Genomic DNA, 12,353 nt, shown 5'->3' on the forward strand with positions numbered 1-12,353 from the left:
CGAAAAAATTTATGGAGCAAATAAATTTTGCAGCAATCGATATAGGATCAAATGCCGTGCGTCTGCTTATAAAGGGAATATATAAAGGAGAGACGGCAAACCAACTAAAAAAAACTTTCATCGTCAGAGTCCCTTTACGATTGGGACAGGATGCTTTCACATTAGGCAGAATTTCGAATGACAAGACCGAACGGCTGTTACGGCTCATTGCTGCATTTAAACAAATGATGCAAGTATATAGAGTCATCAGTTACAGGGCCTGTGCGACTTCCGCTATGCGGGATGCTTCGAACGGATCGGAAGTTGTCCGTTACATATCTGAACAAACCGGAATAAACATCGATATTATCGACGGAAAAGAAGAAGCGAGAATCGTATATGACAGTCATATCGTCGATATATTAGATCGTCCGGGAGATTATTTATACGTAGATGTCGGAGGAGGAAGTACCGAAATAAGCCTGATCAAAGACTGTAAACTCAAGGATTCTCGTTCGTATAACATAGGAACCGTACGCATCCTTAACAATAAAGTCAGAAAAGAAGAACTTCTTAAACTATACTCCGACCTGAGATCGTTAGCATCGGAATATCCTGATATTTCTATCATAGGATCTGGCGGAAATATTAATAAAATATATAAACTGTCGGGTACGGCAAAAGGAGAACCGTTATCGCTCGAATCCTTGTATCAAGTATCGAACATGCTTCAGGCACTCCCCATAAAAGAACGAATGAAGCAGTATGATCTGAAACCTGATAGAGCAGACGTTATCGTACCCGCCGCAGAATTATTTATACAAATAACACGACACCTCAACTGTAAATCGATATGGGTACCTACCATAGGTATTGCCGACGGAATTACCTATTCACTCTGTTCTGATTATCTAAATACACATAATTAATAATATGAAAATGAAAAAGTTAATCTTAATCGTCTGTGGGACTGTCTTATTTTCGTTCCCGTTCATCTCCTCTATTAAATCTCAAGATTTATACGAAAAAGCAAACATCCGGAAATATGAAAAAGTAAATCAAGAACTTCCGGCTACCACAAAAAAAGAAAAACGCGTGGTATTTATGGGTAACTCCATAACCGAAGGTTGGGTCGGCACACACCCGGAATTTTTCACTGAAAACAATTATATCGGTCGTGGAATCAGCGGGCAAACAAGTCCGCAAATGCTTATGCGCTTTTACGAAGATGTTGTCGCCCTCAAACCGAAAGCAGTAGTCATTAACGCCGGGACAAACGATGTCGCTGAAAATACTGGCGCTTATCATCCTGAATTTACACTCAACAATATCAAAGCTATGGCTTCCATTGCCGAAGCAAACGGAATCAAGGTGATTCTTACATCGGTACTTCCTGCCTCACAAATAAAATGGCGGCTCGATATCAAAGATGCTCCTCAAAAAATTATGGCCTTAAACAAAGAAATAGAAGCTTATGCCAAAGCAAACAAATACGGGTATGTAGATTATTTTTCTGCTATGAAAGATGAAAAGAACGGTCTTCCTGAAAAGTTGAGCAAAGACGGTGTACATCCGAACGGAGACGGTTACAAAATCATGGAGAAACTGGTAAAAGAAGAAATCAAAAGAGTCGTAAAATAATCAAAGATCGAGACAGCGGGGAAACTTTTGTGAAGAATCTCCCTGCTGTCTCGATCTTTACCTTAAACTCTCGGTCTGATTATAGATTGCCTCCAAAATATCCTTATCGACATCGGTAAGTATTTTTCCTCGCCGTGCCATCATCCGTTCAGCAATCGAATAAAACTTAGATAACTGCACATCAGAAAAGCCGGCAGCACCGCCATCACTAAAAGATGCCACAAAATTTCGAGGAAAACCAGAACCATGTATGTTCACTCCCACTCCGACAACCGTAGCGGTATTGAACATGCTATTGATTCCTGCTTTGGAGTGATCGCCCATCATCAACCCGCAAAATTGCAAACCGGTACGCAAAAAACGACCTGTGGGATAATTCCACAGTTTTATTTCGCTATAATCATTTTTTAAATTCGATGCATTTGTCCCAGCTCCCAAGTTGCACCACTCTCCGATAACCGAATTTCCGAGAAATCCATCATGTCCTTTATTTGAATAGGCAAGCATCACCACATTATTCAACTCTCCTCCTACTTTACAATAAGGGCCTAATGTCGTCGCTCCGTAAATCTTCGCTCCCATATTCACGACCACATGCTCACATGCCGCAAAAGGAGCACGGATGCATACACCTTCCATAATTTCAGCATCTTTCCCGATATAAATCGGACCTTTTGTCACGTTCAATATCGAACATTCGACAACTGCTCCCGACTCTATAAATATTTTAGGTGTGCCATCGGGAAAACAAGGATCTCCGACAACCTTGTTCGATACGGATAACGGTTCGGACTTTTTGGAAGAGACGATATGTCGATAATCTATTTCTAAAGCCTCTCCGTTTTTCAGAAATATATCATACAATTTCCGAATCATAAAAGGCTCTTCATTCAAAATATGCTTTACACCGAAATCTTTCTTACGGAAAGCATCCAACGATCCGTAAAAAGCAATCAGTTCATCTCCGTAAAAAAGAGATTCACACTCTGATAAAGAAGAAATAGCTGCTACCAGTTTCTCATCCGGACATACATTTCCGGCAATAAACAAACTAATCGAAGCAGTATTCATCGGATATTTCACCGTCAAGTAATCAGCCGTGTCATAAGAATAGATTCCCGGAAACCAAGATTCCCATTTTTCCCGTATCGTAAAGATACCGATACGTATATCCGAAACCGGCCTTGTAAATGTCAGCGGCAGAAATTCCTGATGAATTCCCGTCGTATCAAAAAGAATAATGTTCTGCATATATGCTGTTTTTAATCTTCATTATCCTGCACTCCTGCAAAATGCACGATAAATGTCGTTGAACCCACCGTTATTATAGCCCCGTCTTCCAAAACCACACGCTCCTTTTTCCCCAGACGCTCATGCCGTAAATATGTCCCGGATACACTCGGAAAATCACGCAACGTATATATAAAATCTCCGGACTTGTTCTTCCTTACATTAATAACACAATGCTGGCGTGCAAGGGTTATATCCGTAGTCTCTATCGGAACGTGAATTTCCGTTCCCTTAGAGCGGCGTCCTATTATATTATCTCCCATAAAAAGAGGAAGTTCTTGACGATATCCGTATGAATTTTCCAATACGACGATAAAACCGCAATCAGAAATCTCCTGATCATCCGTCAAATCGGCAACCGACACATTGAACTGTTTTCCGCAATAAGGACAAACGAAAAACAAAGAGACATTTTTTTCATAACGATCCTCATTAAACGTTATATCATTATCGCATTTGGGACATAAAACTTTTTTCATTTTTACTGCATTTATCTGACAAAGGTAAAAGTTATCTCTTAGAGATACAAGGTACAGAATAGCTAAATTCAGAGAATAAAACCTCCAAAAACAGAATCATTGGTATAAAAAAGGAATTAATCTGTTTTTAAGATTCCCGTTAACCCGATATTATAAAAAAATTAAGAGAATATACTTTTCTTTGTAGAAAATAACTTGCGCATAATCGAATTTTATGAAAACACGCGACAAAAACACTATGCTGAAAAAATGTATGCTAATCGCCGGGAGCGTTTTTCTGGCAGGACAAATGGCTTTTGCCAAAGTGAACAAAGGTTCTATTTATCATGACGGCTGGATCGATTTCAACAAAAACGGAAAAATGGATGTATTCGAAGATCCTAAGCAACCGGTCGAAAAACGAGTACAGGATTTATTGTCTCAAATGAATCTGGACGAAAAGACCTGTCAACTGGCAACTTTATATGGATATAAACGGGTAATGAGCGACTCGTTACCGACTCCGGAATGGAAAAATAAAATTTGGAAAGACGGGATTGCCAATATCGATGAACAATTGAACGGTGTAGGTCGTGGTGCGAAAATCGCTCAAGACCTGATCTACCCTTTCAGCAAACATGCCGAAGCAATCAACAAAACTCAAAAATGGTTTATCGAAGAGACTCGTCTGGGTATTCCGGTAGATTTTTCCAACGAAACAATACACGGGCTCAATCACACAAAAGCGACTCCTCTACCCGCGCCTATCGGCATAGGAAGTACATGGAACGCACCTTTGATTTACAAAGCCGGAACAATTGCAGGAAAAGAAGCCAAAGCTCTCGGATATACCAATATATATGCGCCGATATTAGACCTTGCCAGAGATCCCCGTTGGGGTCGTGTTCTTGAATGCTATGGAGAAGATCCCTTTCTTGTCGCTACACTCGGAACACAAATGGTCAAAGGTATCCAGGAACAAGGTGTGGCAGCAACTCTAAAACACTTTGCCGTATATAGCGTTCCCAAAGGAGGACGGGACGGCAGTGTACGCACCGACCCCCACGTCGCGCCCCGAGAAATGCACCAAATGCATCTGTATCCGTTCAAAAAAGTAATTCAAGACGCCCACCCGATGGGAGTCATGAGCAGTTATAACGACTGGGACGGCGTTCCGGTTACCGCAAGTTATTACTTCTTGACCCAGTTACTTCGTCAAGAATTCGGATTCGACGGTTATGTTGTCAGTGACAGCGATGCGGTAGAGTATGTATATAACAAGCATCATGTCGCCGAGACTTACGAAGAAGCGGTAAGAATGGTTCTTGAAGCCGGTCTCAACGTAAGAACGACTTTCGCCGCACCGGATATTTTCATTTTGCCTGCACGAAAATTGGTAAAAGAGGGACGATTATCGATGAAAGTCATAGACGAACGTGTCGCTGACGTTTTACGGGTGAAATTCCGTCTCGGACTTTTCGACCAACCCTTTGTCGCAGATCCTAAAGCCGCAGATAAAATCGTCGGAGCAGACAAGAACAAAGACTTTGTGCTCGATATACAACGTCAATCTTTGGTTCTCCTAAAAAACGAAAATAATTTATTGCCTCTCGATAAGAACAAGCTGTCCCGAATATTGATCACCGGACCGCTTGCCAAAGAAGAAAATTATATGGTAAGCCGTTACGGACCTCAAGAACTGGAAAATATCACGGTATATGAAGGTATCAAAAATTATCTCGGGAATAAAGTTTCTGTCGATTACGCTTTAGGCTGTAAGGTTAAAGATGCCAAATGGCCGGAAAGCGAAATTATACATTCTCCGCTGATGACAGAAGAACAGCAAGAAATACAAAATGCCGTCGAAAAAGCAAAATTAAGCGACATTGTTATTGCCGTACTCGGTGAAGATGAAGAAAGTACCGGAGAAAGTAAATCTCGTTCGGGACTCGATTTGCCGGGACGTCAGCAACAACTCCTCGAAGCGTTGTATGCCACAGGAAAACCGGTCGTACTGGTTCTCATCAACGGACAACCGCTTACCATCAACTGGGCAGACCGTTATATTCCGGCAATTCTGGAAGCCTGGTTTCCCGGACAAATGGGAGGAACTGCCATTGCAGAAACACTTTTCGGAGATTATAATCCGGGAGGGAAACTTCCGGTCACATTCCCCAAAACATTGGGACAAATAGAATTGAACTTCCCTTTCAAACCGGCCTCTCAGTCGAAACAGCCCGAAGCCGGACCGAACGGATACGGAAAAACACGGGTCAACGGAGCTTTGTATCCTTTCGGATTCGGGCTCAGTTACACGACATTCGAATATTCCAATCTGAAAGTTTCCCCCGAGAAACAAGGCCCTAAAGGAGATATTCAGGTATCGTTCGATATCACGAACACAGGAAAAAGAGCCGGAGATGAAATCGTACAGCTATACATAAAAGATAAAGTGAGCAGTGTAATCTCTTATGAATCTCTGTTACGAGGCTTCGAACGTGTTTCCCTGCAACCGGGAGAAACGAAAAACATACAATTCACTCTGCATCCCGAAGATCTCGAAATATTGGATATTAATATGAATTGGAATGTAGAACCGGGAGAATTTGAAGTTCTCATCGGAGCTTCATCCGAAGATATAAAACTGAAAAAGAATTTCCGTATCGTAGCAGAAGGAATACAAGCAAATAATTGATTATCAAACTCTATAAAACAGTAGAGCCGCCGAATAATTCAGTGGCTCTACTGTTTTATAAAGAAAATTCTTTCGTGACTCTCAAAAGAACAAGATAAAAACAAAAAAGTCCTTAGATAACTGTATCTAAGGACTTTAAGTATCAAGTCAGAGACTTTAAAGACTGTTTCCAGTGACCCCGGAGAGGCTCGAACTCTCGACCCAATGATTAAGAGTCATTTGCTCTACCAACTGAGCTACGGAGTCATTTCTTTTGTTGGTTGCGGTTGCAAAAGTAATGCTTTTCAAAAAAATGACAAAACGTTTTCAATAAAATTTTATTCGAAATTGTAATATTCTGAAGGATGATTTCTTTTAAGAGCAACTAACTGAACATCCTTTCCCACACGTATTCCCTCCTGATAAAGACGATATTCTACTGTTTTATAGGCCAATTCGGGATGATTATTTTCCCGGCTCAAATGACAAAGAAAAATATATTGCATATCTTCCGTAAAATTCCGAGCCAAAAATTCTGCCGTATCGGCATTACTCATGTGACCGTTCGGGTTAATGATTCTTTGTTTCAAATGCGGAGGGTATGTTCCATGAGTCAACATCTCAATATCATAATTCGCCTCTATAACCAAATAATTCGCTTTGCGAAGATAGTGTGCCACACCCGGAGGAATATGTCCGAGATCTGTAGCAAAAGCAAATTTCCGGTCTCCGTATTCTATAAAGTAACCGACATTATCCGTACCGTCATGAGGAACTTCAAACGAAGTAATCTTAAAATCCCGAATCTCAAAAGGGACTTCCTTACAGATAGGATGACATGCCGTATAAATCTTCTCGGTCATGCAATAGCTGCGATTCATTCCGGCAAGAATTTCCTTTGTCGTATATACCGGAATAAAATATTTTTCACCCAAACAACCTGCAGACTTTATATGGTCGGCATGGTCATGAGTGATACACAGACCGACAATATTTTCAAACGGGATATTATGTTCTTTTAAGTGCTTCTTTATAGTGCGTATGCCTATACCTGCATCGATCAGAATTCCATATTCGTCATTTCCAAGATAATAACAATTTCCGCTGCTTCCGCTGGCAAGGCTCAAAAAACGTAAATTCATCTACAAACTCTCTTTTTGTCTTTGAAGTCTACAAAGATAATTCTTTTGCGTCAAAAAAAGAGGATTGCCAGACTATTTATAAAGTAAAAATATACACGGCTTTTTACCCAAATCAGGTTTCTCTTTATTCCATTCCTTTAATGTCAAGGTACGGATATACTCATCTTCACACGTAATATTCGCTGCGATACACAATTTAGTGCGAGGATTGCATATTTTTATAAAATCATCTATAATACGACTGTTTCGATAAGGTGTCTCTATGAATATCTGCGTCTCATTTTCGGCATAAATACGATGTTCCAGAATTTTCAGCACCCGTGCCCGCTCTCCGGCATCTATCGGCAAATAGCCGTGAAAAGCGAAACTCTGACCGTTAAACCCCGAAGCCATCAACGACATCAAGATAGATGACGGCCCGACTAAAGGAACCACCTTATATCCGGCTCGCTGGGCAATCGCCACGACATCCGCACCGGGATCGGCAATTGCCGGACATCCGGCCTCCGAAATAATTCCGACGGAAAAACCTGCAGCTAATGGCGTCAGATAATCCGAAACCTCTTCGGGACGTGTATGTCCGTTCAATGTATAAAATGTCAAGGAATCTATATTGATTTCCGGATTCGATTTTTTTAGGAAACGACGTGCTGTACGGATATTCTCCACTATAAAATGAGAGATACCGGATATTATCGTATTATTATAAGCCGGCAATACTCGATCTACCGGCGTGTCTCCCAATGTTACAGGGATCAGATAAAGTGCTGCTGAATGCATAGGTACAATACTCTTTGCGACAAAGGTAAAGATTTCCCGGCACTTATCATAAATGCAAAACCGTTTCTTTATATCCGAAAAGTATGTAATTTTGTGCAAATAACAGAAACACGACATGGAATTACCTCTTGCTTTTACCGACCGAACAAAAGATTTATTGAAAGACGAATACCCGGCTTTCGAAAAAGCTCTGCGAGAAGAATCTCCGGTAAGTATCCGGCTAAACCCTTTAAAAACCAATTCCGGATTATCCGGGCAAGAGCAAGTTCCTTGGTGTAAAAACGGTTATTACCTGCAAGATCGTCCCGCATTCACATTCGACCCTCGATTCCATGCCGGAGCTTACTATGTGCAAGAAGCTTCGTCCATGTTTCTCGATCATGTCATCAGGCAGCATATAACCCGACCGGTTCGTTATCTCGACTTATGTGCCGCACCCGGTGGAAAAACGACATTGGCCTTATCAGCTCTGCCCGAAGGCAGTCTGGTCGTCTGCAATGAAATAGTCCGTAATCGTGCACATGTTCTTGCAGAGAACATAATCAAGTGGGGGAATCCGTACTGTATCGTCACAAACAACGACTCGGCAACGTTCAATTCACTGAAACACTATTTCGACGTTATTCTCACCGATGTCCCTTGTTCCGGAGAAGGCATGTTTCGTAAAGATCCGGCGGCTGTACAAGAGTGGTCTGCATCGAATGTCGGACTATGTTCGGAACGTCAAAAAGAAATACTGCATAATATCTGGGATGCTTTACGTCCCGGTGGTATACTGATATACAGCACTTGCACCTACAACACCGATGAGAACGAATTCATAGCCGCATACATACAAAACAGATTGGGGGCTATACCTTTACCGGTAAAAACATATCCGGAATGGGGTATTCATAAAGAACTGACCGGCACTGTTCCTTGCTACCGGTTTATGCCGCATGTGACTAAAGGTGAAGGTCTTTTCATGACCGTGTTCCGTAAACCGGAGCACGAAGATATTATTCCAAGAGAAAAGCTCCAAAATCGACTGTCAGCGAAAAAGGACAAGAATCGAAACGTATGTTCCATTCCCGATAATATCAGATCGTGGATCAGAAACAATGAAAGATTCTTCTTCAGTTCTAACGCAAATTCGATATTCGCATTCCCGTCAGAATATTCAGAAGACCTGATCTTGTTCGATTCCCAGACAAATGTTATACATGCAGGAATTCCTTTGGCTCATGCCAAAGGAAAAGATTATATTCCCGAACATGCGTTAGCTTTATCAACATTCCTGAACCGAAATATTTTTCCGGAAGAAGAGCTACCCCTAAACACAGCTCTATCCTATTTGCGTAGAGAATCTTTTCAATTGCAAAGCAATGAACGTGATTATTTTCTACTGACATTCGAGGGAATGCCGTTAGGATGGGTAAAAAATCTCGGAAACAGGGCAAACAATTTATATCCGCAAGAATGGCGTATCCGAAGCGGATACACCCCTACCCATGCATCATCGGTCGCTCTCAAATAAGAGATTGTCTGAATTTTCCAATAAAAATAATACTATCGTCATCTTCGCATTTTCTTCCGGTTTTCCCCGTTTCCTCTCGTCAGATAACCCGCTATCATCCTCGTAAAAACGACAAAACATCCTCGAAAGAAAATCTCAAACCTGACCCGAGTAAAATTCAGATGAGTTCTAAAACTCCATGCGACTCTACATTTTCTAATTATTATACCGAAAACATTTCTAAAGAATACAACGTCCTATTCCGATCAAACGATCATACCGTTCTCCTTGTACACGGTGATAAACCTTAATCAAATATTCATTTTTAGTATCCACATAATTCCCTTCAATGAGAGAAGGTGTCGCTTTCGTCTGCCCGAAAGGCAAATAGAGATATTGATAATTATATGCTCCTTGTTTCAAAAACAGAGTTTTTTCATACCGGCGAGTATCCGGATTATATATCATTTGACTCCGATCATTAAATAGGTCATACGTAAACTCCCCCTCTAAATAAATATTTCCATCCGACAACGGTTTATCATAATCCAAAGAAAAGTGAACTATAAAATAGTCGGCTTCAAGGTCACTATCTACCGCATCGCTCTCCCGTATCGTAAACCGCCCATTTTGAGTTTGGTCATAGAGATAGTTTTTTCCGGCTCTCGGGAAATCCGGGAAAAGCGTCACGTTAAAATACGGATCATAATAACGTAGTTCGGAAACTCTCATGCCTTTATATTTTGTCGTTACCATTTCAAAACGACGGTATTCATTTCCCGCTTCAAAAATAAGGTCCTTATTATGGGCATAAACCAACTCTCTGGATTTGACATAAAGAGGATGCGTTATAAGCACCTCATTATCACGACGATTATTCTGAGAAACATAAATTTTCAATTCGGTTTGCGGACTACGAATATCATAATGAGGATATTGTACATTAAACTCTATTTGCTGATGAGCCTTATTATAATCGATATCCGTTTTCGTCAAGATACGGCAAGGAACTGATACTTGATCTGAAGAAATAGAAAAACACGCGTGCAATAGAATTCTATCGGGCTCATCTTCGGGATATACGATTACTACATAATTCCCGGAAACTTTAAACCTCATCGATTCATTCGGCAGTACGATTTTATAATGAATATAGTTCCTATATGTACTGAGAGACATTTCTGAATACTCTACCGGACGGTTGTTAAAACCATCTAAATATTCCAATTCAGATAAGCTCGAACGAGTCCAATCCGCATTACAATGAATTACACTATAACTCAAATATTGTGGATCATCGACAAACTGATCAAAAGAAACGATAATTCGGTCATCACCTCGTAACGAAATTATCGGAGGATATAAAGGAGCATTCTCTACACGTACTTGTAAAGTCTGGATCAACGGATCAAGAGCCTCGGTTCTATATATCTTTTTTTGTCCTTTAACCGGAACAACCATCCAAAAACATAATAACAACAGACATAATCGCATCATAATCGTACAATAAGTTATAAAACAAAAATAGTCATAAAAAGAGAGATAAAAAGAATATTCCTGAAAAATCAGCCTATTTTAACCTCTTATACAAAAATGAAATGTTATCTTTGACTCGCTTATATTATGCTTACCTAAAACCAATATATGTTATGATAAAAAATTTAATATCGATTTCCCTTTGTCTGCTATTTATATCTTACAGCTGGGCACAAGAACCGAAAAACGACAAAGAAAAAGCAAAAACCGACGGGTACGAATTTACCGATACCAAGATTGCAAAATACACGCCTGTAAAAGATCAGAGCCGCTCAGGCACATGCTGGAGTTTTTCCGGTCTGGCATTTTTAGAAAGCGAAATGTTGCGACAAGGTAAACCTGAAGTCGACCTTTCAGAAATGTTTATAGTCAGAATGACATATTTAGAAAAAGCAGAGAAATATGTACGTATGCACGGAACTGGAAATTTTAGTGCAGGAGGAGCAACTCACGATGTTATGAATATTATCAAAAAGTACGGAATCGTTCCTGAAGAAGCATATCCGGGACTTAATTACGGTTCGACAAAACACAACCACGGAGAACTGGATGCCGTACTTTCTGCATATATTAAGACTATCGTTGACCGCAAATCGCAAATTACACCAGCATGGAAAGAAGGATTTAACGGAATTCTCGATGCTTATCTGGGTAAATTTCCAGAAAAGTTCACTTATCAAGGGAAAGAATACACACCCAAATCTTTTGCAGAATCTCTCGGTCTGAATATGGACGACTACGTATCTGTCACCTCTTTCACTCATCATCCGTTCTACGAAACATTTGCAATAGAAGTTCCTGACAACTGGGCATGGGGAGAATCGTACAATGTTCCGTTAAATGATTTCGACCGCATTTTAAATAACGCCATAGATAATGGATATACTATTTTCTGGGCAGCCGATGTCAGTGAAAAAGGATTCAACTACAACAAAGGTTATGCTGTAATTCCTGAAGAAAAGAAGATCGAAAGTGAAGCCGGAACAGAAAAAGCCCGCTGGACAACACTATCTCCGGAGGAAAGAAAAGCAGCAAAACAGAAAGGTCCGGGAAAAGAGCAAGAAATTACTCAAGAGCTCCGTCAAGTTGCATACGACAAGTTTGAAACGACCGATGACCACGGCATGCAAATTGTAGGAAAAGCAGTAGATCAAAACGGAACGACTTATTATAAAGTAAAAAACTCATGGGGCGATGGCGGTGTATATAAAGGATTCTTTTACGCATCAGAGCCATATGTCCTTTATAAAACCATGAATATGGTAGTTAATAAAAAAGCCATACCTAAAGACATCGTTAAAAAATTAAATTTAAAATAAATTATAAAGCAGGCGGGGGAAATCGGATGATTTCCCCCG

Annotated in this window: 10 protein-coding genes and 1 tRNA gene; 5 read left to right on the top strand and 6 right to left on the bottom strand. The window is 40.5% G+C overall.

All coding sequences use genetic code 11. The features are described from left to right. Window positions 1-11: 11 nt before the first annotated feature. Both Q0093_RS06090 and Q0093_RS06095 read left to right on the top strand, forming a co-directional pair. On the top strand, window positions 12-908 hold the full coding sequence (locus tag Q0093_RS06090; RefSeq protein WP_297928990.1) for a Ppx/GppA family phosphatase: 897 nt from the start codon (window positions 12-14) through the stop codon (window positions 906-908). Window positions 909-918: 10 nt separating this feature from the next. Beyond that, window positions 919-1,620: an SGNH/GDSL hydrolase family protein gene (locus Q0093_RS06095; RefSeq protein WP_297928992.1), complete on the top strand. Its 702-nt coding sequence runs from the start codon at window positions 919-921 to the stop codon at window positions 1,618-1,620. 57 nt (window positions 1,621-1,677) lie between these two features. Here Q0093_RS06095 and Q0093_RS06100 read toward each other — a convergent pair whose 3' ends face one another. Continuing rightward, window positions 1,678-2,871 carry a putative sugar nucleotidyl transferase gene (locus Q0093_RS06100; protein ID WP_297928994.1) on the bottom strand — a complete coding sequence of 398 codons (1,194 nt, stop codon included), beginning with the start codon at window positions 2,869-2,871 and terminating at the stop codon, window positions 1,678-1,680. A gap of 11 nt (window positions 2,872-2,882) precedes the next feature. Continuing rightward, entirely contained in the window at window positions 2,883-3,389 is a 507-nt protein-coding gene (locus Q0093_RS06105) for an FHA domain-containing protein (protein ID WP_297928996.1), read from the bottom strand. A 289-nt stretch (window positions 3,390-3,678) separates the two neighbouring features. On the opposite strand from Q0093_RS06105, the gene Q0093_RS06110 reads away from it, so the two are divergent. Continuing rightward, the gene (locus tag Q0093_RS06110; protein WP_297929007.1) at window positions 3,679-6,063 is read left to right on the top strand and encodes a glycoside hydrolase family 3 N-terminal domain-containing protein; all 2,385 of its coding nucleotides are present in this window, start codon (window positions 3,679-3,681) and stop codon (window positions 6,061-6,063) included. A gap of 173 nt (window positions 6,064-6,236) precedes the next feature. Here Q0093_RS06110 and Q0093_RS06115 read toward each other — a convergent pair. From Q0093_RS06115 to Q0093_RS06125, 3 genes are all read right to left on the bottom strand, one after another. Beyond that, a tRNA-Lys gene (locus Q0093_RS06115) sits at window positions 6,237-6,309 on the bottom strand. 71 nt (window positions 6,310-6,380) lie between these two features. Continuing rightward, window positions 6,381-7,184 (bottom strand): MBL fold metallo-hydrolase, encoded by an 804-nt coding sequence (locus Q0093_RS06120; protein ID WP_297302694.1) that lies wholly within the window; start codon window positions 7,182-7,184, stop codon window positions 6,381-6,383. Between the two features lie 72 nt (window positions 7,185-7,256). Further along, window positions 7,257-7,964, bottom strand: coding sequence for an SAM-dependent methyltransferase (locus Q0093_RS06125; protein WP_297928998.1), 708 nt, complete (start codon window positions 7,962-7,964; stop codon window positions 7,257-7,259). A gap of 115 nt (window positions 7,965-8,079) precedes the next feature. Here Q0093_RS06125 and Q0093_RS06130 point away from each other — a divergent pair, with 115 nt between their 5' ends. Continuing rightward, a complete protein-coding gene (locus tag Q0093_RS06130; RefSeq protein WP_297929000.1) occupies window positions 8,080-9,480 on the top strand; it encodes an rRNA cytosine-C5-methyltransferase in 1,401 nt (466 codons plus the stop codon). A gap of 219 nt (window positions 9,481-9,699) precedes the next feature. Here Q0093_RS06130 and Q0093_RS06135 read toward each other — a convergent pair whose 3' ends face one another. Beyond that, a complete protein-coding gene (locus tag Q0093_RS06135) occupies window positions 9,700-10,956 on the bottom strand; it encodes a DUF5103 domain-containing protein (protein WP_297929002.1) in 1,257 nt (418 codons plus the stop codon). 152 nt (window positions 10,957-11,108) lie between these two features. Here Q0093_RS06135 and Q0093_RS06140 point away from each other — a divergent pair, with 152 nt between their 5' ends. Beyond that, the gene (locus Q0093_RS06140; RefSeq protein WP_297929004.1) at window positions 11,109-12,314 is read left to right on the top strand and encodes a C1 family peptidase; all 1,206 of its coding nucleotides are present in this window, start codon (window positions 11,109-11,111) and stop codon (window positions 12,312-12,314) included. Window positions 12,315-12,353: the final 39 nt, after the last annotated feature.

It is taken from the genome of uncultured Coprobacter sp. (assembly GCF_947855755.1).
Classification (GTDB): domain Bacteria; phylum Bacteroidota; class Bacteroidia; order Bacteroidales; family Coprobacteraceae; genus Coprobacter.

Bases quoted from the DNA above. Each gene is read 5' to 3' on its own strand.
- Q0093_RS06095 (WP_297928992.1), top strand. From the start codon at position 919: ATGAAAAAGTTAATCTTAATCGTCTGTGGGACTGTCTTATTTTCGTTC.
- Q0093_RS06135 (WP_297929002.1), bottom strand. From the start codon at position 10,956: ATGATGCGATTATGTCTGTTGTTATTATGTTTTTGGATGGTTGTTCCG.
- Q0093_RS06125 (WP_297928998.1), bottom strand. From the start codon at position 7,964: ATGCATTCAGCAGCACTTTATCTGATCCCTGTAACATTGGGAGACACG.
- Q0093_RS06100 (WP_297928994.1), bottom strand. From the start codon at position 2,871: ATGCAGAACATTATTCTTTTTGATACGACGGGAATTCATCAGGAATTT.
- Q0093_RS06110 (WP_297929007.1), top strand. From the start codon at position 3,679: ATGGCTTTTGCCAAAGTGAACAAAGGTTCTATTTATCATGACGGCTGG.
- Q0093_RS06140 (WP_297929004.1), top strand. From the start codon at position 11,109: ATGATAAAAAATTTAATATCGATTTCCCTTTGTCTGCTATTTATATCT.
- Q0093_RS06105 (WP_297928996.1), bottom strand. From the start codon at position 3,389: ATGAAAAAAGTTTTATGTCCCAAATGCGATAATGATATAACGTTTAAT.
- Q0093_RS06130 (WP_297929000.1), top strand. From the start codon at position 8,080: ATGGAATTACCTCTTGCTTTTACCGACCGAACAAAAGATTTATTGAAA.
- Q0093_RS06090 (WP_297928990.1), top strand. From the start codon at position 12: ATGGAGCAAATAAATTTTGCAGCAATCGATATAGGATCAAATGCCGTG.
- Q0093_RS06120 (WP_297302694.1), bottom strand. From the start codon at position 7,184: ATGAATTTACGTTTTTTGAGCCTTGCCAGCGGAAGCAGCGGAAATTGT.